Source organism: Lysobacter brunescens, assembly GCF_042677005.1.
GTDB lineage: Bacteria > Pseudomonadota > Gammaproteobacteria > Xanthomonadales > Xanthomonadaceae > Lysobacter_I > Lysobacter_I brunescens.
The window spans coordinates 53,810-79,287 of sequence record NZ_JBHTIF010000004.1 but is presented as its reverse complement, the minus strand read 5'-3'; the positions used below and the strand labels follow the sequence as shown (position 1 = coordinate 79,287).

Below are 25,478 nucleotides of genomic sequence, written 5' to 3'. Positions count from 1 at the left end.
CCTGAAGCGCTGGCCTTTGCGAACGGCCTCGAACGTCATACAAGCGGTATGCAGCAAAGATTCGCGGCATGAAGCCGCGATCCAGGAAACTCTAGAGAACGGGATGTCATGGTGGATTTCGTCGAGTACGTCGTAAGCGAGCTGAAAAGCAAGCGTCTGGGCAAAGCCGGCGCGCTGGAGCTGATCAGGCAGTTTTCCGGACGCAGGGCATCGCCCGCGCAGCTGCATCCGCTCGTGCATCGCAACGTCTCGACCCTGACCCAGCAGCGCTACCGCACGCAGCTGGGCGGCGGCGAATTCTTCCTTCGCGATCATCGCGTGAGGATGCCCACGGGCGCTGCAGTCGGCGTGCTGCCCGGCGTGGCCTACCTGGAGATGGCCCGTGCGGCGGTGGTCGATGCAGTCCCGGAATTGGCCGACGGCGCGTTGCTGGCCTTCGAGAACGTACTGTGGCTCTCGCCGTTCGCGGTGGAAGGCGCGCGCGAGATCCTGATCGACATCGACGCTGGCGACGACTGCCTCGAATTCCGGATCTTCAGCGAGACCGGAACCGGACAGCGCAGCGAACATGCCTCCGGCCGGATCCGCTTCTACGATGCTGTCGACGCTTCGCCTTTGGATCTGGACCAGCTGCGTGCCGCGATGGTGCGCGATCACTGGGACGCGGACACGGTCTACGCCACTTACACGCAGATCGGCATCGAATACGGTCTCGCGCATCGCGGCATCGTCCGTCTCGACAGCGGCGATGGCCAGGTGCTCGGTGAACTGGCGCTGCCCGAGGTCCTGGCCGGCCAGGACAACACCGCGTACGTCCTGCATCCGTCGCTGATCGACAGCGCCCTGCAGGCCGCGATCGGCCTGGGCGAACGCGGTGTGGTCCCCGGCGACCCGATGCTGCCGTTCGCGCTCGAATCGCTGTGCATCCTCGGCGACTGCGGCACGCGACCGTATGTGTTCGTGCGCCATGCCGATGGCGGGACGACCGACGCGGCCCAGCTGACGCTGGACCTCGATCTCTGCGACGAACACGGCAACCTCTGCGTGCAGATGCGCGGCTTCAGCGCGCGTCGCTTCGACACCCGCAGCGCGGCCGTCTCGCTGGAGGCTGCTGCGGTCGACACCCTGGTGGCGGTGCCGGGATGGGGCGAGTCGCTGCCGCCGGTGGAACGCGCGTCCGTTGCCACGTTCACGGATGTACGCATCCTGCTCTGCGACCTGTCCGGGCATGAGGCTTTCGCGACGCAACAGGCGGGTGTCGAAGCGCTGCTGTCGGCAGCCGGTGACGACCCTGCGCGGCGCTACGAATCCATCGCACTGCAAGTGTTCGAACGCCTGCAAGGCATGCTGAAACGACAGACCAGCGATCGCACGCTGCTGCAATGTGTCATCGCCGACAGTGCGGAAGGCCGGCTGCTGTCCGGTCTGGGCGGCATGCTGCGCACTGCCACGCTGGAATATCCCTCGCTGTCGACCCAACTGGTTCTCGTCGACGCGCATACCTCGTCCGAGCGACTCGCTGCGGATCTGGCCGAAGCCGCCGCGAGGCCGCATCTCCCGCTGGTGCGCTGCGCTGCGGACGGCTGCCGAGCGCAGGTCTGGTCGGTGCTGTCGCCGACCTCAGCCACCGACGCCGACGAGTCGCCGTACCGCCAACACGGCGTCTACCTCATCACCGGGGGCCTGGGGGGCCTCGGCATGCTGTTCGCGCGCGAGATCCTTGCGCAGGCCGAGGGTGCGCAGGTCGTGCTCACCGGCCGTTCGCAGGAGGACGAAGCGCTTCGCACACGGCTCGCCAGCGCCTTCGACGGCAACGCCGCGTTCGACCGCGTGCACTACCGTCGCCTCGACCTGGACGATGCCGCGCAGTGCGCGCAGGTCGTCGATGCGATCGGCCGCGAGATCGGCCCGATCCGTGGCGTGCTGCATTGCGCCGGTGCGCGCAGCGACGATGTCATCCTCCGGAAATCCGTTCAGGACGCGGCCGCCGTGCTCGCGCCGAAGGTCCGTGGCACCTGGCATCTGGACGAGGCCACGCACAGTCTGGACCTCGACTTCTTCGCGCTCTTCTCGTCCGGCGTGGCGGCGTTCGGCAACGTCGGTCAGGCCGATTACGCTGCCGCGAACGGCTTCCTCGATGCCTTCGCCGCATTCCGCGAGGCGCGCGTAGCGGCGGGCGAACGCAGTGGCCGGACCGTGTCGATCGACTGGCCGCTCTGGGACGAGGGCGGCATGCGCCCGGATCCGGAGACCGTGCGCTGGCTGCAGACCCAGACCGGCATGGTGCCGATGCGCAGCGCGTCGGGCCTCGCGGTGTTCCGTCGTGCGCTCGCCTCGACGCATGCGCAGCTGTTCGCCATCGAAGGCGACGCCCGGCGCCTGCGCCGCCTGTTCGATGCGCCCATCGCACCGCAGCTGACACCGCGCACCGATGCGCCCGCGCCCATGGCCATGCGCGATACGTCGCCTGCAGCCGCGGCGGATAGCACCGTGTCGAGCGTTGCGCCGAGCGGCGATCTGCTCTCGCAGGCGCGTGACTTCCTGCGTCGCGAGTTCGCGCCGGTGCTGAAGATCGCCGCGAACCAGATCGACATCCACGAGGCGCTGGAGAATTACGGGATCAATTCGATCCTGGCGATGAACCTCACCGCCCAGATCGAGAAGCATTTCGGTCCGCTGCCGAAGACCCTGTTCTTCGAATATCAGACCGTCGCCGCACTCAGCGAACACCTCGTGCAGGCGCATGGCGAACGCCTGCAGTCGCTGGTCGCGCCTGCTGCGGTCGCCACGGCAGCGCCTGTCGCGCAGCGTCCGGCGCCGGTCGCAGAATCGATCGCGTCACGCCCGGCGCCGAAGCCGGCGCTGCGCGGCAAGGCCAGCGCGCCGGGCGCGCTGGTGCGTCGCGGCCCGGCGGGTTCGTCGATGACCTCCGAGCCGATCGCCATCGTCGGCCTCAGTGGTCGCTATCCGGAATCGGAGACCCTGCGCGAGTTCTGGCGCAACCTGCAGGACGGCCGCGACTGCGTGGTCGAGATCCCTGCGGAACGCTGGCGCTGGCAGGAGTACTACACCACCGATCGCGAGCAGCCCGGGCATTACAGCAAGTGGGGCGGCTTCATCTCCGGCGCCGACGAATTCGATCCGCAGTTCTTCAACATCTCGCCGCGCGAAGCGCCCTACATCGATCCGCAGGAGCGTCTGTTCCTGCAGCACGCCTGGATGGCGATCGAGGATGCAGGCTATTCGCGCAAGGCCCTGCGCCTGCCGCGCGCCACCGGCCTGGCGGGCCAGGTCGGCGTGTACGTCGGCGTGATGTACGGCGAGTACAACCGTTCGGGCAGTCTCGCCAGCATCGCCAACCGCGTGTCCTATGCCCTGAACGTGCACGGGCCGAGCATGACGCTCGACACCATGTGCTCGTCGTCACTGACCGCGATCCATCTGGCCTGCCAGGACCTGCGACTCGGTCGCACCGACATGGCGCTCGCCGGCGGCGTCAATCTCAGCATTCATCCCGACAAGTACAGCATGCTGAGTGCGGGGCAGTTCATTTCGAGCGATGGTCACTGCCAGAGTTTCGGCGAAGGCGGCGATGGCTACATCCCGGGCGAGGGCGTGGGCGTGGTCGTGCTCAAGCGCCTGTCCGACGCCGAGCGCGATGGCGACGCGATCCACGCAGTCATTCGCGGCAGCGCGCTGAACCATGGAGGAAAGACCAACGGCTATACGGTGCCGAACCCGCAGGCGCAGGCGGCGGTGATCGCAGACGCGCTGCGCGATGCAGGCGTGGACGCGCGGCAGGTGAGTTATATCGAGGCGCATGGTACCGGCACGAAGCTTGGTGATCCGATCGAGATCGCGGCGCTGTCGAAGGCCTTCCGCGAGCACACCCAGGACACTGGCTTCTGCCTGATCGGTTCGGCGAAGTCGAACATCGGTCATTGCGAGTCGGCGGCCGGCATTGCGGGCCTGACCAAGGTCGTGCTGCAGATGCAGCACCGGCAGATCGTGCCGTCGCTGCATTCGGCGCGACTGAATCCGAACATCGATTTCGGAATCACGCCATTCGAGGTCAACCAGCGCCTGCGCGACTGGGACACGCCGGTGATCGACGGCAAGCGCTTGCCGCGCATCGCCGGCCTGTCCTCGTTCGGTGCCGGCGGCGCCAACGCGCACTTCGTGATCCAGGAATATGTCGCGCCCGAGGCGCAGGCCACCGACGGCGTACCCGCCATCGTGCCGCTGTCGGCGCGCACGCCCGACCAGCTGATGCAGAAGGTCCGCGACCTGCTGTTCCTGCTGCAGGACGCCTCCGACGCGGGACGTGCGATCGATCTCGCCTCGCTGGCCTACACGCTGCAGGTCGGCCGCGAGCCGATGGAGGAGCGGCTGGCCTTCGTCGTCGATTCGACCGCGCATCTGCAGGACGTCCTGAGCGCGCACATCGACGGCGATGCGACTGGCGCCTATCGCGGCCAGGTCAAGGCCAACAAGGAGATGCTGGCGCTGTTCGTGGCCGACGACGACTACGAGGCCGTCCTCGACAAGTGGATCGCCCAGCGCAAGTTGGCCCGGCTGGCCGAACTGTGGTCGAAGGGCCTCGACCTCGACTGGCGCAAGTTCCACGGCAAGCGTCCGCCGCTGCGCATGCACCTGCCGACGTATCCGTTCGCGAAGGAAAAATACTGGATCGACCCGACCGTCGGTCTGTTCGCGCACATCGGGCCCAAGCCTGCAATGCCGCGCACCTCGGCGCTGCATCCCCTGCTGCACGAGAACACCTCGGATCTCGACCAGCTGCGGTTCTCGTCGGTATTCCCGGCGTCTGCGGCAGGCGAGGCCGGGCTGTCCTCCGCGCTGCTGCTGGAAATGGCGCGTGCCGCGCTGGCCTGCGCGAGGCGCGAGTCGCCGGCTGCGGCTGCGATCGAACTGGGGGCGCTGCAGTTCGGCGCGCCGTTCATCGCGGACGGCGAACGTCCGCTGCACATCACCCTGTACCCGTCCGCCGCCGGCCACATCGATTTCGACGTCTACAGCGGCGACGACTGCGTGCACGTGCAGGGCAGCGGCGAACTGGCGCCGACAGGCAACGATCAACGTCTCGATCTCGGCGCGCTCGCCGCGCGCATGTCCGAATCGGCATGGCCGACGTCTCGCGCATCCGATCGTCGTGCGCCGAACGACTGGCGCCTCTGGAGCGGGGCAGGGGAATGGCTGATCGCCGTGACCGATACGCAACCGTCGTCCGCGTCCGGCCTGCTGCTCGATCCCGCATCCGCCGATCGCGTCTTCGACGCACTCGCGTCCCTGATCGGGCTCGACCGTCTCGCGCCGCGCGATCTCGCATCGCTCACGGTGCTGTCCGGCTGCGGTTCGCCGATGTGGATCTGGGCGCGGTGGAGCGAGGGCGATAGGCCCGGACTCGACATGGACTGGTGCGACGCACACGGCACGGTTGGTCTGCGCTGGCGCGGATTCGTGCACGCCACGGCAGCCGATCTGCGCGTCGATGTCGTCGCGCCGGCTGCGTCCGCGATGCTGCTGGCCTCACCGATCGCTGCGCCGCGACTGGCCAAGCCCGATGCGATCGCGCTGGCCGCACCGGGCAACGTGCCCGCAGTGGTCGGCAGTCATCAGCCCAAGCCGAACGCATCGCGGCTGGCCGCGCTCGATGCGACGGCACTGCCGGCATCGTCCGCTGCACCCACGGCACCTGCGCCGGCAACGCTGCCGGTGCTCTCGCCGGCCGTGACGCCGGTCGTGACGCCGCCGGTGGTCGCTGCGGACGAGCGCGTCGACGTGCGCGGCTTCCTCAAGCGTTCGCTGGCGCAGGCCCTGTATCTCGACGAAGCGAACATCGACGACGATCGTCTGTTCGTCGACCTCGGCCTCGATTCGATCGTCGGCGTCGAGTGGGTGAAGAACATCAACAAGGGACTCGGCGTCGAGATCGGCGCCACCCGCGTCTACGACTACGCCAACCTCGCGGCCCTGGGCGCCTACGTAGAAAGCCTGCTGCCGAAGGCATCCGCCTCGCCGATCACTGCCAAGCCGACGGTCACGCAACCGTCGGCTGCAGTGCCGGCGACTGCCTCGGTGCCGAGCCTGGTGCGCGATCTGCCAGGCTTCGATCCGCCCGCGACACCTGCGCCGGTTCCGGCGCGCAGTACTCATACCGTGGAGTCGCTGCAACCACAACTGCGCAGCAGTCTCGCGCAGGCCCTGTACCTCGACGAGTCCGCGATCGACATCGACAGCGCCTTCGTCGACCTCGGCCTGGATTCGATCGTCGGCGTGGAGTGGGTCAAGACGATCAACAAGACGTACGGTCTGGAGATCTCCGCGACCCGGGTCTACGACTACGCCAACCTGCGCGCCCTCGCGCGCTTCGTGCACGAGGAAATCGCGAAGCTGCCGCCGGATCGCGTGCCGCAGCCGTTCGCTCCCAGCGCGCCGGTGCCGGTCGCGAGTGCGCCCTCGCAGCCCGCGGCGACGACCGTGCCGATGCATGTCGCCGTGCCGCAGCCGGGCTTCGCGCCGACGCTGCCTTTCGCGCAGAACGCGCTGCGTCGTCGTTCGCGCAGCCTGCCGGTCGCGGCCGACATCGCGAGCGCCGCGCCGGTGCAGCGGTCGCAGGGTGCGCAACGCATCGCGGAGAAGATCGCCATCGTCGGCATGTCCGGGCGCTACCCGGGGGCCGACAATCTCGAACAGTTCTGGCAGAACCTGGTCGAGGGCCGCAACTCGATTCGCGAGATCCCGCCGTCGCGCTGGGATGTGTCCGCCTGGTACGACCCCACGCCCGGCAAGCCCGGCAAGGTCTACTGCAAGTGGCTGGGCATGCTCGACGGCGCCGAGGAATTCGACCCGATGTTCTTCCAGATCTCGCCGTCCGAGGCCGAGGTCATGGATCCGCAGCATCGACTGTTCATGCAGGAAAGCTATCGCGCCTTCCAGGATGCGGGCTATTCCAGCGCCGCGCTGAGCAACCGCAAGTGCGGCGTCTATCTGGGCATCATGAGCAGCGAGTATTCGATCCTGCTCGCCAAGGGCAGCCCGCTCAACGTCGAGACCACCGCCAACAGCTTCGCGATCGGTGCCGCCCGCATCGCCTACCACCTGAATCTCAAGGGCCCGGCGATTCCGGTCGACACGGCCTGTTCCTCGTCTCTGGTGGCGATCCACCTCGCCTGCCAGGCGCTGCTCAACCACGAGATCGACATGGGTCTCGCCGGCGGCGTCAGCCTGTACCTGATCCCCGAGTCCTACCTCGGCATGTGCCGCGCCGGCATGCTCGCGCGCGACGGCCAGTGCAAGACCTTCGACAACAGCGCCGACGGCTTCGTGCCCGGCGAGGGCGTGGGCACCGTGGTGCTGAAACGTCTTTCCGACGCCGAACGCGATGGCGACGAGATCTACGGCGTCATCATCGGTTCCGGCATCAACCAGGACGGCAAGACCAACGGCATCACCGCGCCCAGCGTCAACAGCCAGATCGACCTGCTGCGCGACGTGTACCGCCGTTACGACATCGACGCCACCACCATCAACTACGTCGAGACACACGGCACGGGCACGAAGCTCGGCGATCCGATCGAACTCGAAGCGCTGTCGACCGTGTTCAAGGAACAGGGCGGCAAGCGCAACGGTTGCGCCCTGGGCGCGGTCAAGACCAACCTCGGCCACACCTCCGGCGCCGCTGGCGTGGCCGGCGTGCACAAGGTCCTGCTGAGTCTGCGCAACGGCATGCTGGCGCCGAACGTGAATCTCAGGCAGGAAAACGCGCTGTTCGACTTCGGCGCATCGCCGTTCTACGTCAGTCGCGAGGCCCACGCCTGGGCGCCGGCCCACGGCCGCAAACGCCGTGCGGCGGTCAGCGCCTTCGGCTTCAGCGGCACGAACGCGCACCTGGTGATCGAGGAGTACGTGCCGACGCTGCGCCGCGCTTCCGCCGGCCCGCAGACCTGCGTGGTGCCGCTGTCCGCGCGTACCCCGGACCAGCTGCGGACCATGGCGCAGGATCTGCTCGTCTTCCTCGAACGCGCCGGGACCGGCATCGACCTGCGCGATCTCGCCTACACGTTGCAGGTCGGTCGCGATCCGATGCGCGAACGCGCCGCGTGGGTGGCCGGCACGGTCGCCGAGCTGCAGTCGCAGCTGCGCGACTTCGTCGACGGCCTGCCGGGCGGGCAGCGCGGCACCGTGGCCCGCAGCCAGGACATAACGATTCCGACCGAAGAGGCTGCCGCGCTGCGCCGCCGCGAAGGCGCGGTGCAGTCCGCAGCGCTGGCCGCGCTCTGGGTGGAAGGTGCGGAGATCGACTGGGCGGCCTACCATCTCGACGCCCAGCCGCGCCGCTTGCATCGCGTGCCGGGCTATCCGTTCGCGAAGGAACGCTACTGGCCGCAGCCGCAGCCGACCGCTACCGCATCCGCGACGAGCACAGCGACGACGGCGCTGCCCGCAACTGCACAGATCGAGCCGATCGAAGCGCGTCGTGCGACCTGCTACGCGCCGGTCTGGCGCGACGCCGCACTGCCTGCGCAGCGAGTCGCATTCGGCACCGATGACGTGCTGCTGGTCCTCGACACCGACGATCGGCTGTTCGAGCAGATCCGCGCACGCCTGCTCCCGGCCACGCCACTGAAGGCGATCGTGCTGGCGCGCCTGGGCGAGGCCGGCTTCGTTCAGGAAGATCCGGATCGTTTCGTGCTCGACCCGTCGCAGCCGGCGCAGTTCGAATCGCTGCTCGCCGCATTGCGCGATGCGGGCCGCACCCCGAGCCACGTCCTCCACAACGTCGACGCAGCGCGCCTGCCGGAAGGTGCCGACGCCATCGCCACCGAGCGTGCGCTGCAGGTCGGCGTCGATGCGCTGTTCGGCCTGTGCAAGGCGCTGGCCGCAGTCGGCACGCGCCAGGCGCCGTGCACGCTGCTGTCGAGCTTCCATGCCGATGATGGTGCGAATCTCGCCGCCTGCGAGGCGCTCGCCGCGTTCTACCGCTCGTTCGCGCTGGAGAGCAGTCGCTACCAGGGGCGTGTCCTCGCGCTGGAATCCGGCACGGACAGCGGCAAGGGCACCGCCGCCGACCTCGAAGCGCTCGCCATCGACACGGTCACCGCGCTCGTCGAGGAGTTGCAGGCGCCGTCGCGGCAGCAGGTCGAGGTCCGCCGTCGCGCGGGCGAGGGCCAGCATGCGCAGCGTCGCGTGCGTGCGTTGGTCGAACAGTCGCTCGCCGCATCGGCCAACGGCGACGTGGCCCTCAAGCACGGCGGTGTGTACCTGATCACCGGCGGGCTCGGTGGCCTGGGCCTGCTGTTCGCGCGTCACCTGGCCGAGCACTACCGTGCGCGTCTGGTCCTGAGCGGCCGCTCGGCGCTGGATGCCCGTGGACAAGAGACGCTGCAGCAGCTCCAGAGCCTCGGCGGCGAGGCGATCTATCTGCAGGCCGACATCGCCGATGCCGAGCGCGCTCGCGAGCTGATCGCCGGTGCCAGGGCGCGCTTCGGCGCGCTGAACGGCGTGATCCACAGCGCCGGCGTGAACGACGATGCGCTGCTGATCCGCAAGGACCGCGAGCGCTTCCGCCGCGTGCTGGCCCCGAAGGTGCAGGGCACCCTGCATCTGGACCGGTTCACCGCCGAGGAACCGCTCGACCTGTTCGTGCTGTTCTCCTCCGGCGCCGGCAGCTTCGGCAATGTCGGCCAGACTGATTACGCCTACGCCAATGCGTTCATGGACGCCTTCGCCGAACACCGCGAACGCGCCCGCGCTCGTCGCCAGCGCTATGGGCGGACCCTGTCGATCGGCTGGCCGTACTGGCTCGCCGGCGGCATGCAGGTGTCCGACGCCGACCTGCAGCGCACCGAGGAACGCACCGGCCTCAGCGCGCTGCCGACCGACATCGGCATCGGTTACTGGAACGCACTCCTGCGCGCGGATCTGCCGCGTGCGCTGGCGCTGTACGGCCAGCCCTCGAAGATCGCGGCCTACTGCGACCCCGCAGGGCCGATGGTCGCAGCCTCGATGTCTGCGAGCCATGCGGTCGCGCCGAGCGTCGCCTCCGACGTGGCATCGCATGACCGCAATGCGTTGCTCGCGCAGGCGAAGCGCTACGTGTGCGAACGCGTCCACGACGAAACCCGGATCCCGGTGGACGCGATCGACGTCGATGAACGCTTCGAGGCCTTCGGCTTCGACTCGATCATGATCGGCCGGCTGAATGCGACGCTGGAACAGGATCTCGGCGACCTGCCGAAGACCCTGATGTACGAATACGACACCGTCGCCAGCCTCGCCGCGTATCTCGTCGACCACGCCACGGCGGCGCTGGCGCGTCATGTCGGTGCCGCATCGGAGGCCTCGCCCGTGGCGCCGCAGCTCGCGACGGCGGAAACGCCGGTCGCGCTGGCCGCACAGCCACCGGTTGCCGTCGCCGAAGCGATACCTGCGCAGGCCGAGCCGATCGCGATCATCGGCGTGCACGCCCAGTTCCCGCAGGCGGACGATCTCGACAGCTTCTGGGAACACCTGCGCACCGGCACCGATCTCATCCAGCTCGTGCCCGGGAACCGCTGGAACCAGGCCGAGTTCTTCGACCCGGATCCGGCGAATGCCGACCAGGGCAGGATCTACTGCAAGTGGGGCGGCTTCATCGACGATGTCGACAAGTTCGACGCGGGCTTCTTCAATATCGCCGATGCCGAGGCCGCGATCATCGACCCGCAGGAGCGTCGCTTCCTGCAGTCCGCATGGTCTGCGATCGAGGATGCCGGCTACACGCGCGAACGCCTGAAGCAGCGTCACCCCAAGGGCAGGAGCGCCGATGTCGGCGTGTTCGTGGGCGTGACCACCAATACCTACCAGCTGCTCGCGCCAGAGGCCTGGCAGCGCGGCCGCATGGTCACGCCCAGCGGGATGCCCTGGTCGATCGCCAACCGCGTCTCCTACGCGCTCGACCTGCAGGGCCCGAGCATGCCGGTCGACACCGCCTGCTCCTCGTCGCTGGTCGCGGTTCACCTGGCTTGCGAAAGCCTGCGCCGCCGCGAGTGCCAGGTCGCCCTGGCCGGTGGCGTGAACCTCTACCTGCATCCCGCGAAGTACCAATCGTTCTGCCACCGCCGGATGCTCGCGGTCGGCGACAGGAATCGCAGCTACGGCGACGGCGACGACGGCTTCATCCCCGGCGAAGGCGTCGGCACGCTCGTGCTGAAGCCGCTGCGCCAGGCCGAGCGAGACGGCGACCGGATCTACGGCGTCATCCGCGGCAGTGCCTACGACCACAGCGGACGCTCCAACGGTTACGCGACGCCGAATCCGAACTCGCAGGCACAGGTCATCGCGCAGGCGCTGGCGCAGGCCGATGTCCCGGCGCGTTCGATCGGCTACATCGAAGGCCACGGCACCGGCACGAGGATGGGCGACAGCCTGGAAGTCGCCGCCATCACCCAGGCCTTCGCGCAGCAGACCACCGAAACGGGTTTCTGCGCGCTCGCCTCGCTGAAGGCCAACATCGGCCATGCCGAATCCGCGACCAGCATCGCCGGCATCGCCCGAATCCTCATGCAGTTCCGGCACCGCCAGATCGCCCCGAGCATCCATGCCGATCCGGTCAATCCCGACATCGATTTCGCTCGGGCGCCGTGCTACCTGCAGACGTCGCTCACGCCCTGGGAATCGCCTGCGGGCGTGCCGCGCCGCGCGCTGATCAATGCCTTCGGCGCCGGTGGCGTCAACGCCTGCGCGGTGCTGGAGGAATACCTGCCTGTTGCGAATAACGTGGCCTCGACTCCGACCGAAGGCGACGCCCTGTTCGTCCTGTCGGCCATGAACGCCGAGCGCCTGCGCGAATACGCCTGGCGCCATGTCGATTTCCTCGCGCTCAATCCCGACTGCGACGTGCATGCCCTGTGCCGCACCTTGCAGGTCGGTCGCGAAGCCATGCCCGAACGCCTGGCCCTGGTCGTCGGCAGCGCCCTGCAGCTGCGCCACACGCTGCAGCGTTGGCTCGACGGCGATCCGGGGCTGGTCGCCGGCCGCGATGCGCTGTGGCAGGGTCGCATCGATCCGCGCAACGCGGGCCATGCGACGCGCGAGCAGCGCGAACGCATGCAGTCGCTGTGCGCCTCGCGGGATCTCGCCGGGCTGGCCGCCTTCTGGACCGAGGGCGGAAAGGTCGACTGGACGCGACTCGATGAAGGCGCGTCGCTGCCCGTCGTCGCCGCGCCGGTCTATCCGTTCGCCCGCGAACGCCACTGGGTGGTCGATTTCGCGACCGCCGAGCGGGCCCCGGCCGTGGCCATGCCCGCGCGCCTGCATCCGCTGGTTTCGCACAATGTCTCGACGCTCGACGGCATCCGCTTCGCCGCCGGACTCGACGGCGACCGCTACTACGCCCGCGACCACCGGATCCAGGGGCAGGCGGTATTCCCCGGCGCCGGTTTCCTCGAAATGGCCTGCGTCGCGGGCAGCATCGCCGGCCAGCGCCGCGTGCGTCGATTGCGCGATATCTACTGGGTGCAGCCGCTGTCGCTGACCGATCCGCCGCAGGACCTGAAGATCGGCCTGCGCAGCAAATCCGGCAGTGCGATGGCCGGCGCGGAATTCGCGATCACCACCGTCGACGACGACCAGGAGATCGTGCTGCACTGCGAGGGTCGCGTGCTGTTCGATGACGACCGCGCAGGCGACGGTCACGCATCGCAGCAGGCATCGCAGCAGGCATCGCAGCAGGCATCGCAGTCCGCCGCGCTGCCGTCGCTGTCCGCATGGCGCCAGCGCTGCGGCGAGTCTCACGACAGCGAACGCTACTACCGCATCTTCCAGAACCTCGGCTTCGACTACGGCCCGACCTTCCGGGTGATCGACAGCGTCGCGATCGGCGACGGCTGCGCCATGGCCAGGCTCTCGCTGGATCCGTCGCTCGCCAGGGATTTCGAGCAGTACGTCCTGCATCCGACCCTGATCGACGGCGCGCTGCAGACCGTCATCGCGCTGCTCGCCGCGGACGAAGGCGGCGTGCCGCACCTGCCGTTCGCGATCGACGAGATCGAGATCCTCGGCAGCCTCACGCCGCAGTGCCATGTGCTGGTCGAGCGCGCCGGCGACCCGCAGGGCAGCGCCGGCATCCTCCAGTTCAACCTCCACATCCTCAGCGAAAGCGGCGAATCGCTCGTGAAGATCACCCATTTCTACGTCCGCGCCCTGGTGCCGCCTGCAGCGTCGCCGGGCGATGCCGCAAGCGACCGTTCCCGTGATGCCATGGCGGTGAATCCATGAACGCCATGGCATCGATCGACCGGCAGAACGACTATCCGGTCGGCGAATTCCGCTCGGTCTTCGACGGCAGCGAACCGTTTCTCGCCGACCACATCATCCAGGGGCAGAAGATCCTGCCCGGCATGGCCTATCTGGAAATCGCACGGGGCGCGGTCGCGGCCTCGGCGCCGACGGAAGAGGGCACCATGCTGGTGCTCTCCGACAGCGTGTTCGTGAACGCGCTGACGGTGAAGGACAAGCGCGCGGTGACCGTGCGGGTCTATCCGGGCGCGGCCGGCCAGTTCGGCGTCGAGGTCATCACCGACCAGGGCGTGCACTTCCAGAGCCGGGTCTCGGTGCAGAACACCGCCGACTGTCTCGCCGCGCGCGGCTACGAACGGAACGTCGATCTGGCCGCCCTGCGTGCAGTCTGCAACACACCCGGCCCGTCGAAGGCCGCGTTCTACCAGACCTACCGCAATCGTGGCGTCGAACTGGGCCCGTCGCATCGTGGCGTCGAGGACATTTTCATCTCGGCGGACCGGAGCGAAGGCTTCTCGAAGATTCGTCTGCCCGGCTCCTCGGCACGCGGCATGGCGATGGACGCGGGTGCGCTCGACAGCATCATCCAGAGCGGCCTCGCCCTGGTCGACAATCCGGAGGCCAACGTGGTGCCGTTCGCGGTGACGAGCACGCTGGTCGTCGATGCGCTCGTCGATACGATGTTCGTGCATGCGCGCAAGCGCGCCGACGGGTTTCATTACACCGCGACCGATGAACACGGCCGCGTCCTGGTGATCATCGAGGGCTTCCAGACCCGCGAGATCGATCTCAACGCGAAGCAGGACAGGCTCAGCTTCCATCGCCCTGTCTGGAAGGTCGTGACGCCGCCGGCTGCAGACGATCGCGCCTTGCGCGTGGTCGAGGCAGGCGAGGATTACGTCGCCACGACCCGTGCGCTGCTGGCTGCGGCGCAGGCCCTGGCGCAGGACAGGCGCGGCCCGGCCTTGCTGGAACTGCGCACCAGAGCCGACGACCGACTCTCGCGCGGCCTGTGGGCGGCGATGAAGAGCGTGTCGATCGAGCATTCGCAGATCGAATGCCGCCTGAAGTGCGGCGACGCGTACATGGCCCTGGAATTCCAGGATGCCGATGCCGACATCGGCTCGGAATTCGCGTGGAAGGATGGCTGCACCGCGCTGATCACCGGTGGCTTGGGTGCGCTCGGTCTGCTGATCGCGCGGGACATCGCGGAACACAGCAAGGGCTGCACGCTGGTCCTGCTCGGTCGGCGCACGCCCCAAGCTGCGGAGAGCGCGGCCATCGAAGCGCTGCAGGCGCTGGGCGCGACCGTGGTCCAGCGCCGCTGCGACATCGCCCGGCTCGACGAGCTGGAGGCCATCGTCGCCGAGTTTCCGGGCATCGATATCGTGGTGCATGCCGCCGGACTGCTCGAAGACGCGCTCCTGGTCAAAAAGAGCGATGCGTCCATCGAACGCGTGCTGGCTCCCAAGGTGCAGGGGTTGCAGAACGTGGACCGCGCCACCGCCGGCTGTCCGCTCGATGCGTTCGTCGCATTCTCATCGGTTGCCGGCGCACTCGGCAACGCCGGCCAGTTCGACTACGCAGCCGGCAACGGCTACATGGATGCGTACATCGAGGCGCGCGCGGCGCGGGTGCGCGCAGGCGAGGCTCGCGGGATCTCGGTTTCGATCGACTGGCCGCTGTGGGAAGAGGGCGCGATGCAGCTCGACGACGCCAGTCGCGAAACGCTGGCGCGCGCCTATGCGATCAAACCGATGCCCACCGTCGAGGGACTGAGGGCGCTGCGCCAGGCCATCGCCTCGCCGCATGCGAACCTGCTGCCGCTGTTCGGACAGAAGAGTGCGCAGGCCGCGCTTTTCGCACCGCCGAAGCCGGCCGCAGCGGTGGCTGCGCCGGAAGCGCAGCAATCCTCGGCGGAACTCGATCGCCTGCAGCGCGAAATCCTGCAGGAAATGCGCCTGCAGGCCGCACAGCACCTGAAGATGAAGCCGAACCAGATCAACGAGACCGAGGACTGGACCAATTTCGGCTTCGACTCGATCCTGATCTCCAGCTTCGTCTCGCACCTGAACCACGTCTACGACCTGAACCTGATGCCGACGGCGATGTTCGAGGCCTCGAACCTGCTGCGCTTCAGCCAGTTCCTCGCCGACAACCACGCGGCGGAAATGACCCGCAAGCTGTCGCTCGGTGGCGCCAGAACCGCCGATGCATCCTCGGCCGCGCCGGCAGTGGCAGCGAAGCCATCCGCCCGCGCACCGGAGACCGGCGGCGCTTCGGTGTCGCAGTTCGCGCGTCGCTTCCGCGAGGCCTACCGCAATCGCTCCAGCTATCGCGACGAGGACGTCGCCGTGATCGGGATGAGCTGCCGCATCGCCGGCGCGAACAATCCCGACGAGTTCTGGCGGATGCTCGACGAAGAGCGCGACATGATCAGCGAGATCCCGGCGGACCGCTGGGACTGGCGCGATTACCCGGGCGTGAGCCGCTGGGGCTCGTTCATCAGCGGCATGAAGGAATTCGATCCGCTGTTTTTCGGCATCTCGCCGGCGGAAGCGATGTACATGAGTCCGGAACAGCGGCTGATGCTGCAGTCGGTCTGGGAATGCCTCGAAGACGCCGGCTACGGCGGCGACACCCTGAAGGGCAGCGACACCGCGATCTTCATGGGCTGCGGCCCCACCAGCTACATCAGCCTGATGGCGCACCTCCCGGTCGAGGCCTACTCGGTCACCGGCAGCTTGTCCTCGGTCGGGCCGAACCGCATCAGCTACTACATGGACTGGCACGGTCCGAGCAATCCCATCGACACCGCGTGCAGCAGTTCGCTGGTCGCGGTGCACCGCGCGATCGAAGCGATCCGCGCCGGGCATTGCCAGACCGCGATCATCGGCGGCGTCAACGCGCTGCTCGCGCCCGACGTGTACATCAGCTTCACCAAGTCCGGCATGCTCTGCGAGGACGGTCGATGCAAGACCTTCTCCGACAAGGCCAACGGCTACGTGCGCGGCGAAGGCGTGGCGATGCTGATGCTCAAGTCGCTGCGTGCGGCCGAGCGCGACGGCGACGACATCTATGCGGTGATCAAGGGCGCTGCCGAGAATCACGGCGGTCGCACCACCTCGCTGACCGCCCCGAACCCGAACGCGCAGGCGGCGGTCATCCGCCGCGCGATCCAGGACGCCGGCATCGACTTCCAGCGCATGGGCTACATCGAATGCCACGGCACCGGCACCGAGTTGGGCGATCCGGTCGAGATCAGTGGCCTCAAGTCGGTGGCGAAAGAGCTGATGGACACCGATGCCGCCGTCGAGAAACAGGCTTCCTTGCCTTGCTACCTCGGCAGCATCAAGTCCAACATCGGCCACCTCGAATACGGCGCGGGCGTGGTCGGCCTGATCAAGGTCATCCTGCAGATCCGCCACCGCAGGATCGCGCGAAGCCTGCACTGCGACACCATCAGCCCGCTGATCGACCTGCGCCGCACGCCGTACCGCATCGCGCAGCAGGCCGTGGACTGGGACGTGCCGGACGGGCAGACGCGCATCGGCGGCGTCAGCAGCTTCGGCTTCGGCGGCGTCAACGCCCATGTCGTCATCGAGGAGTACATCGATCGTCGCACGGCGCCCGATGCCGGCGATGTCGAGGCGCCGCAGCTGCTGGTCTTCTCTGCGCGCAATGCGGACCAGCTGCAAGCGACGCTGGAGGCGTATCCGGCGTTCCTGGCCAGGACGGACCGCAGCGACGAGACCCTGCGCCGCATCGCCGGCACGCTGCAGACCGGCAGGATCGAGATGCAGGAGCGGGTGGCCTTCGTCGTCCGCTCGATCGACGAGTTCGAGGAACTGCTGCAGGGTTTCTTGCAGGACAGGGACAACTTCTATCACCGCAAGGTCTTCCGGGGCTCGGTGCGCAGCGGGACCGGCGACAAGCTCGACATCGGCGACACCCAGGCCGGGCAGGAGTTCATCCGTCGCCTCGTCGAGACCGGCGAGATCGAGAAGATCGCGGAACTGTGGGTCAAGGGCGCGAAGATGGATTGGCGGGTGCTGCTCCACGACGATCCGGATGTCTGAACGGGATCGCGACGGTCAAGACAGGAATCAACACTTCATGAGGTTTGGAGAAACAGGATGAGAGCAGTAGGCATCGAGGCAATGAACGTTTTCGCGGGCACCGCATTCCTGGACGTGCGCAAGCTGTCCGAGCATCGCAAGCTCGACACCACCCGGTTCGACAATCTTCTGATGAAGGAGAAGACGGTCGCGTTGCCGTACGAGGATCCGATCACCTTCGCGGTCAACGCCGCCAAGCCGATTATCGACGCGCTGAGCCCCGAGGAGCGCGACCGGATCGAGATGGTGATCACCTGCACGGAGTCTGCCTTCGACTTCGGCAAGTCGATGAGCACCTATTGCCACTCGCTGCTCGGCCTGAACCGCAACTGCCGCCTGTTCGAGATCAAGAACGCCTGCTATTCCGGCGCCGCCGGCATCCAGATGGCGGTCAATTTCGTGCTGTCGCAGGCATCGCCGGGCGCGAAGGTGCTCGTGCTCGCCACCGACATCTCGCGCTTCATGGTGGAGGAGGGCGGCGACGCGCTGACCGCTGACTGGTCGTTCGCCGAGCCGAGCAACGGCTCCGGTGCGGTCGCGATGCTGATCAGCGAGCAGCCCTACATCTTCCAGGTCGACGTCGGCGCCAACGGCTACTACGGCCACGAGGTGATGGACACCTGCCGTCCGACCGTCGACGGCGACGCCGGCGACTCCGACCTGTCGCTGCTGTCGTACCTCGACTGCTGCGAAAACAGCTTCCTGGAATACCGCAAGCGCGTGCCCGAAGCGGATTACGCCACCAGTTTCTCCTACATCGCCTATCACTGCCCGTTCGGCGGCATGGTCAAGGGCGCGCACCGCAACATGATGCGCAAGATGGCCCGCGCCAAGCCGCAGGAGATCGAAGACGACTTCCAGAACCGGGTCCTGCCCGGCCTGGTCTACTGCCAGCGCATCGCCAATATCATGGGCGCGACCATGTCGCTCGCGATCCTCAGCACCATCGAACACGGCGAATTCGAGACGCCGAAGCGCATCGCCGCGTTTTCGTACGGTTCGGGCTGCTGCTCCGAGTTCTTCAGCGGCGTGGTCCGCAAGGAAGGCCAGGAGCGCCTGCGCCGGATGGGCGTCAAGGACCACCTCGACCGCCGCATCGAGCTGACGATGGAGGAGTACGACCGCCTGCTGGTCGGCAGCAACGCCGTCAAGTTCGGCACCCGCAACGTCGTGCTCGACGACAGTTTCATTTCGCGCGCCCGGACCGCGATGGGCAAGCCCGTGCTCTTCCTGAAGGAAATCAAGGAATTCCACCGGGAATACGAGTGGGTCGGCTGATGGATGCCAGTGCCTTCACCACGCTGCGCGTGCGTTTCGACGACGACATCGCCTATCTGCAGATCCATCGACCGGACGCCAACAATGCGATCAACGATCGCCTTGTCGCCGAGTTCACGACGGCGCTGGACCTCTGCGAGGAGCGGGCCAAGATCGTGGTCGTCGAAGGTCTGCCCGAGGTCTTCTGCTTCGGCGCCGATTTCGCGGAGCTGCAGAAGAGCTTCGACGACGACGGCGTGCCCCAGCAGGATCCGGGACCGCTGTACGCGGTGTGGCGCCGGCTGGCCAGCGGGCCGTTCGTGTCGATCGCGCATGTGCGCGGCAAGGCCAATGCGGGCGGCATCGGTTTCGTGGCTGCCTGCGACATCGTGCTCGCCGACTCGGCCGCGGTCTTCAGTCTCTCCGAGCTGCTGTTCGGGCTGATGCCGGCCTGCGTCCTGCCGTTCCTGATCCGCCGAATCGGCTTCGCCAAGGCGAACGTGATGACCCTGTCGACCCAGCCGGTGACGGTGCAGGCCGCGCAGGAGTGGGGGCTGGTCGACGCCTTCGATGACAACAGTGAGAACCTGCTGCGCAAGCACCTGCTGCGCCTGCGCCGCCTCAACAAGAAGAGCGTGGCCCGCTACAAGCGTTACATGGCCTCGATCGAGGGTTCGCTGGTTTCCGCCGAACCGAAGGCGCTGGCGGCCAATCTGGAGGTCTTCACCGATGTCGAGAACCTGCAGCGCATCTCGCGTTACGTGAAGACCGGCCAGTTCCCGTGGGAGAGCGCGACGTGAGCGCGGACAAGGCCATCGACCTGCAGTTCGTCGCCCCGCATGTCCTGCAGATCCGGATGCAGGACCGGGTGAGCAAGAACACCTTCTCCGAGGCCATCACCGAGGGCCTGATGGATGCGTTCGCGGAGGTCGAGCGCCAGCCGGACTGCAAGGTCGTGATCCTCACCGGCTACGACAATTACTTCGCCAGCGGCGGTACGCAGGAGCAGCTGCTGAATCTGTCCGACGGGCGAGGCGCGTTCACCGATCGCGCCCTCTACAGCCTGCCGCTGCAGTGCCCGGTGCCGGTGATCTCGGCGATGCAGGGCCACGGCATCGGCGGCGGATTCGTCCTCGGCCTGTTCGCTGATCTCGTCGTGCTCGGGCGCGAGAACATCTACACCACCAACTTCATGCGCTACGGCTTTACCCCGGGCATGGGCGCGACCTTCATCCTCCCGCAGAAACTGGGCATCGCCCTGGCCAGCGAAATGATGCTGTCCGCAAACAACTACCGGGGCGAGGAGCTGCAGCAACGCGGCATTCCCTTTCCGGTCGTGCCGCGCGACCAGGTCATGGCCCGCGCGATGGAACTGGCGCAGTCATTGGCCGAGAAGCCGCGCGTGTCGCTGGTCGCGCTCAAGGATCATCTGAGCGCGCCGCTACGCCAGGCGCTGCCGGCGACGATCGCGCAGGAAGTCGCCATGCATGCCGTGACCTTCGCCCAACCCGAAGTGAAGTCGAAGATCGCCACCCTGTTCGGCGCATGATCGCGCGCCGGCCACCACTTACCATCAGCAAGGATCCACCATGAACGTGCAGGACATCTTCGACATTCTCGCCGGCCACACCCGAGAGATCGTGCCCGGGCTCGAGAGTCATCCGTTCCAGTTCTCGGACTCGCTGCGTGCGCTCGGGGCCAATTCGATCGACAGGTCCGAGATCATCATGATGACCCTCGAATCGCTGTCGCTCAGCATTCCGCTCATCGACCTCGCCAAGGCCGAGAACATGGGCGAGCTCGCGGGCATCATGCACGCCAGGCTCTGAGCATGCAGGCTTCCGCTCCCGCCCGCATCGTCGTCGACGGCATCGGCGTGACCGCGTCGATCGGCCAGGGCCGCGACGCGTTCGCCGCTGCCCTGTTCGGTGGCGAGCACCGGTTCGCGCCGATGCAGCGCCCGGGCCGTCAGCGTCCCGACGCGGGCGAGGGCGATGCCCTGTTCATCGGCGCCGAGATCGACGCATTGCGGATGCCGGCGTCGATCCACCCATCGAAGGTCCGCAACGCGTCCTGGTCGGCCCAGGTCGCACTCGCGACCCTGCACGAAGCCTGGCACGACGCGGGTCTGGATGCGGTCGATCCCGCGCGCATCGGCCTGGTCGTCGGCGGGTCCAACGTGCAGCAGCGCGAACTGGCGCTGCAGATGCTCAAGTATCAGAACGCTTCCGTGTTCCTGCGTCCGACCTACGCGATGTCGTTCATGGACACCGACCTGTGTGGCCTGTGCAGCGAGACCTTCGGAATCCGGGGGCTGGCGATCACCGTGGGCGGCGCGTCGGCAAGCGGGCAACTGGCGACGATCCAGGCCATCGAGGCCGTTCGCTCGGGGCAGGTGGACGTGTGCATCGCGCTTGGCGCGCTGATGGATCTGTCGTTCTACGAGTGCCAGGCGTTCCGTTCGCTGGGCGCGATGGGCTCGGACCGCTTCGCGCACGATCCGGCGCAGGCCTGCCGACCATTCGACCGCGACCGCGATGGCTTCATCTTCGGCGAAGCCTGCGGTGCGGTCGTGGTGCGTCGCGAGGGTTCGCCACGGCCCGACGGCACGCCGCCGTACGCGGCGCTGAGCGGCTGGGCGATGGCCTGGGACGCCAACCGCAATCCGAATCCGTCGCTCGAAGGCGAGTCGACGGTGATCCGCAGGGCGCTGGCGATGGCCGGGCTGGACGCCGATGCCATCGACTACGTCAATCCGCATGGCACGGCATCGCTGGTCGGCGACGAGACCGAACTGGCGGCGCTGCGCGCCTGCGGCCTCGACGGCGCATGGATCAATGCGACCAAGTCGCTGGTCGGGCATGGCCTGAGCGCAGCGGGTCTGGTCGAACTGATCGCGATCATGCTGCAGATGCGAGCCGGGCGACTGCACCCGACGCGCAATCTGCAGAACCCGTTCGACGAGGGATTCCGCTGGGTGGGAGCGACCCCCGTCGATCACGAGATCGAGCATGCGATCAACATGAGCATGGGCTTCGGCGGCATCAACACGGCGGTATGCCTGCAGCGCTGCCGGTAGCGCTGCGTCGCACCGCAAGGATTCGCAATACACACATTGATTCAGGAGGATTCGATGAAGACCTACATGTTTCCGGGACAGGGCTCGCAGGCACGCGGCATGGGCGGCGAACTGTTCGACGCGTTCCCGGCGCTGACCGCCAAGGCCGATGAAGTGCTGGGCTACTCCATCCGGGAGCTCTGCCTGGAGGATCCACGCAAGGAACTCGGCAAGACCCAGTTCACCCAGCCGGCGTTGTTCGTGGTCAATGCGCTCTCGTATTACAAGCGGGTGGAGGAGAGCGGAGCGCCGGATTTCCTCGCCGGCCACAGCCTCGGCGAGTTCAATGCGCTGCTGGCGGCCGAGTGCTTCGATTTCGAGACCGGCCTGAGGCTGGTCAAGAAGCGCGGCGAGCTGATGAGCCAGGCCACCGAGGGCGCGATGGCGGCGATCGTCAACGCCACCCGCGAGCAGATCGAAACCCTGCTCAAGGAGAAAGGCCTGATCAACGTCGACATCGCCAACTGCAACACGCCGATGCAGACCGTGATTTCCGGACCGACCGCCGACATCGCGGCCTGCCAGGACATCTTCAACTTCGACCGCGTGATGTACGTCCCGCTGAACACCAGCGGTGCCTTCCATTCCCGGCTGATGATCCCTGCGGCGCAGAAGTTCGAAGCCTTCCTGAAGAAGCGCAAGTTCTCGAAGCCGAAGATCCCGGTGATCGCGAACATCACCGCGAAGCCGTATCCGGAGAAGTCCGTCGTCGAGTACCTGTCGAAACAGATCCACAGCTCGGTGCTGTGGAGCGATTCGATCCATTACCTGATGTCGCTCTCCGACGACATGGAATTCGTCGAGGTCGGTCATGGCGACGTGCTCGCGAAGATGATCCTGAAGATCAAGCAGATCGCCGCCAAGGCCGCCGCTGACAAGGCTGCGCCCGTGCCCACGCCCGCAGCGCCGGTCGCGAAGAGCGAACCGACGGCGGCGACACCTGCGCCCGCCCAGGCCGAGAAACCCGCGGCGCAGCCTGCCGCGAAGCCCCTCGAAGCCACGGGTGCCGGTGCGGATCGCTTCGCGGCCGCCGAGCGCAAGGTCGCGGACTGGAACAGCCGGCATCCGGTCGGTACCCGCGTGAAGTCGCTGGTCGCGACACAGGACGCACTGGCCACGCGCACTCCGGCCATGGTGCTGTTCGGCCATCGCGCCGCCGTCTACATGGAAGGATTCAACGGCTACTTCGATCTCGACGAGCTCTCGGTGGCCTGATCGCCATGCATCTGCCCGTCGTCTTCATGTTCTCCGGCCAGGGTTCCCAGTACCACCAGATGGGACGGGAACTCTACGACCGGCATCCGCGCTTCCGGATGTGGATGGACCATTGCGATGAAGTCGTGCAGCCGCTGATCGGACGCTCGCTGTGCGGGATCCTGTACGAGGGCGACGACAAGAGCCGACCCTTCGATCGCCTGCTGCATACCAATCCGGCGCTGATCGCCTTCGAGTGCAGTCTCGCGAAGGTGCTGGTCGAAGCCGGCGCGAAACCGGCCTGCGTGCTCGGCTACAGTCTCGGCGAGCTTTCTGCGGCGATCGTCGGCGGCGCGCTGACGCTGGAACAGGGGCTGCGCTTCGCGGTGGAGTACGCGCAGCAGGTCGAGGCGGTCAGCCCGCCGGCGCAGATGCTCGCGGTGATCAATGCGCCGGACCTGGCACGCACCCACGCCGACCTGGTCGACGGTTGCTGGGTGACCGCGCGGAACTTCGACCAGCACCTGGTCGTCACCGGACCGGTCGAGAACATCCAGCGCCTGCGCGAAGCGCTGCAACGCGAGGGCGTGCTGCACCAGGTGCTCGCGGTGAACTACGGGTTCCACACCGAAATGCAGCAGCCGCTGCAATCCACGCTTCTGGAGATGGCGCGGCATCTGGACTTCAGGCCGTTGCGCATTCCGTTCGTGTCCTGCTGCGATGGCGTCGTCTACGATCACGACACCGATCCCGCTGTGTGGCCGCAGCGCCTGTGGGACACGTTCCGCAACCCGGTCGCCTTCGACACGACCGTGCATGGCTTGCTGCAGCGCGGTGATTTCCATTTCGTCGACGTTGGCCCCAGCGGCACGCTTTCGACGTTCGTCAAATATCTGGTGCCGACCGGCAGTGGTACGTCTTTTTCTGACGTGATCAATCCGTTCGGTCGCGACGTCCAGACCTATGCCGCCGCGGTACGGCGAATGGGCCTGGACGACGCACGTCTCCAATGAGCCAAGGAAGGACACACGCTGGTGCATGGATTCTTCGAAAAAGGTCAGCAGGTGCTGGTCTCGCAGCCGTTCAGTCGGCTGCTGGGCACCGAACTGTGCGAGTTGTCGGAAGGCTATGCCGAACTGTCGCTGCGCATCCGCGAGGATTTCAAGCAGAGCTATGGTTTCGTGCATGGCGGCGTGGTCAGCTACCTGGCCGACAACTGCCTGACCTTCGCGGGAGCGACCGTGCTCGGCAACTGCGTGACTTCCGAATTCAAGATCAACTACGTCATGCCGACGATCGGCGACACCCTCGTCGCGAAGTCGACGGTGCTCGCCTTCGCACTGCGCCAGGCGGTCTGCGAATGCAAGCTGTACGTCCTGCGCGGCGGGGAATCCATGCTGGTGGCCGTCGCGCAGGGGACGATCGTCAAGATCGAAACCGATGTCAGGGGCGGCGTATGAAGGCCGCGATCTACCGGGCGTATGGTTCGGCCGACGGTGTGCGGATCGAGGATGTGCCGACTCCGGAACCCGGGCCAGGTGAGGTGCGCATCCGGGTGCGCGCGGCATCGCTCAACCATGCGGACATCTACATGCTCCGTGGCTGGCCGTACATGCTGCGCCTGCAGTCCGGGCTGTGGCGTCCGAAGAACAACGGCATCGGTCTGGATTTCGCAGGCGAGATCGAGAAGCTGGGCGAGGGCGTTGCCGACCTGCGTCCTGGCGATGCCGTCCTTGGCGAGATGACGACGCCATTTTCCGGTCGCACCCGCACGATCGCCGAGTACCTGTGCGTGCCCGCCGTCCAGGCGGTGAAAATGCCGAGTGCGCTGTCCTTCGAGGAAGCGGCCGTGCTGCCGCTCGCCGGCTGCACTGCGATGTTCGCGGTGCATGATTTCGGCGGACTGCGACCGGGCCAGCGGGTCCTCATCAATGGTGCAGGTGGCGGCATCGGGGTCCATGCGGTACAGCTCGCGAAGCATGCGGGCGCCATCGTCACGGCAGTGTGCAGCGGCGAGAAGGCCTCGATGGTGCGCGAACTCGGCGCGGATCGGACGATCGACTACCGCCGCGAAGACTTCACTGCGGAGGACATCCGCTACGACGTGATGATCGACCTGGTCAGCAGCCGAAGTCCGGAGGAGTGTCGGCGCGTACTGGCATCCGACGGCCGCTTCGTCTGGGCCGGCAGCATGGAGTCGAGCCCCGTTCTTGGCCCGCTGCGTCCACTGTTGCGCATGGCATCCGCATCTCGGGGCGCGCCCGGCCAGCGATGGGATACGATCAACAGGAAGACGATATCCGCAGATCTGATGAAGCTCGTCGAATTGCACGCCGAAGGTGCATTTCGTCCGGTCATCGGTCTACGCTATCCGCTCGCGGAGGTCGCGGATGCGATTCGCCACATGGAAACAGGGCATGCAAGCGGCAAGATCGTCATCGCCATCTGACGCCGGATCCACCGGGATTTCATTGTCCGAAGGCGAAGTGCGG

At 67.1% G+C, this 25,478-nt stretch carries 11 protein-coding genes; all 11 read left to right on the top strand.

Annotated elements, in window-relative coordinates; genetic code table 11:
* Positions 1-108 precede the first annotated feature (108 nt).
* From ACFQ0E_RS15925 to ACFQ0E_RS15875, 11 genes are read left to right on the top strand one after another with little or no spacing between them, the layout of a single operon-like run.
* Positions 109-13,278 (top strand): SDR family NAD(P)-dependent oxidoreductase, encoded by a 13,170-nt coding sequence (locus tag ACFQ0E_RS15925; protein ID WP_386825503.1) that lies wholly within the window; start codon positions 109-111, stop codon positions 13,276-13,278.
* On the top strand, positions 13,275-17,378 hold the full coding sequence (locus ACFQ0E_RS15920; protein ID WP_386825501.1) for an SDR family NAD(P)-dependent oxidoreductase: 4,104 nt from the start codon (positions 13,275-13,277) through the stop codon (positions 17,376-17,378). Before ACFQ0E_RS15925 ends, ACFQ0E_RS15920 begins: the two co-directional genes overlap by 4 nt.
* 57 nt (positions 17,379-17,435) lie before the next feature.
* Complete coding sequence (locus ACFQ0E_RS15915) at positions 17,436-18,695, top strand: hydroxymethylglutaryl-CoA synthase family protein (RefSeq protein WP_386825499.1); 1,260 nt, start codon at positions 17,436-17,438, stop codon at positions 18,693-18,695.
* Complete coding sequence (locus ACFQ0E_RS15910) at positions 18,695-19,474, top strand: enoyl-CoA hydratase/isomerase (protein ID WP_386825497.1); 780 nt, start codon at positions 18,695-18,697, stop codon at positions 19,472-19,474. Before ACFQ0E_RS15915 ends, ACFQ0E_RS15910 begins: the two co-directional genes overlap by 1 nt.
* Positions 19,471-20,223, top strand: a complete 753-nt coding sequence (locus tag ACFQ0E_RS15905; RefSeq protein WP_386825495.1) for a polyketide synthase — start codon at positions 19,471-19,473, stop codon at positions 20,221-20,223. Before ACFQ0E_RS15910 ends, ACFQ0E_RS15905 begins: the two co-directional genes overlap by 4 nt.
* A 40-nt stretch (positions 20,224-20,263) precedes the next feature.
* On the top strand, positions 20,264-20,503 hold the full coding sequence (locus tag ACFQ0E_RS15900; protein WP_386825494.1) for an acyl carrier protein: 240 nt from the start codon (positions 20,264-20,266) through the stop codon (positions 20,501-20,503).
* A 2-nt stretch (positions 20,504-20,505) separates the two neighbouring features.
* The gene (locus ACFQ0E_RS15895; protein ID WP_386825492.1) at positions 20,506-21,753 is read left to right on the top strand and encodes a beta-ketoacyl synthase N-terminal-like domain-containing protein; all 1,248 of its coding nucleotides are present in this window, start codon (positions 20,506-20,508) and stop codon (positions 21,751-21,753) included.
* 54 nt (positions 21,754-21,807) lie between these two features.
* A complete protein-coding gene (fabD, locus tag ACFQ0E_RS15890) occupies positions 21,808-23,007 on the top strand; it encodes an ACP S-malonyltransferase (RefSeq protein WP_386825490.1) in 1,200 nt (399 codons plus the stop codon).
* 5 nt (positions 23,008-23,012) lie between these two features.
* Positions 23,013-23,999 (top strand): acyltransferase domain-containing protein, encoded by a 987-nt coding sequence (locus ACFQ0E_RS15885; RefSeq protein ID WP_386825488.1) that lies wholly within the window; start codon positions 23,013-23,015, stop codon positions 23,997-23,999.
* A 21-nt stretch (positions 24,000-24,020) separates the two neighbouring features.
* Positions 24,021-24,446: a PaaI family thioesterase gene (locus tag ACFQ0E_RS15880; protein WP_386825486.1), complete on the top strand. Its 426-nt coding sequence runs from the start codon at positions 24,021-24,023 to the stop codon at positions 24,444-24,446.
* Positions 24,443-25,435, top strand: a complete 993-nt coding sequence (locus tag ACFQ0E_RS15875) for an NAD(P)-dependent alcohol dehydrogenase (RefSeq protein WP_386825485.1) — start codon at positions 24,443-24,445, stop codon at positions 25,433-25,435. The genes ACFQ0E_RS15880 and ACFQ0E_RS15875 overlap by 4 nt, the downstream gene beginning before the upstream one ends.
* Positions 25,436-25,478 lie beyond the last annotated feature (43 nt).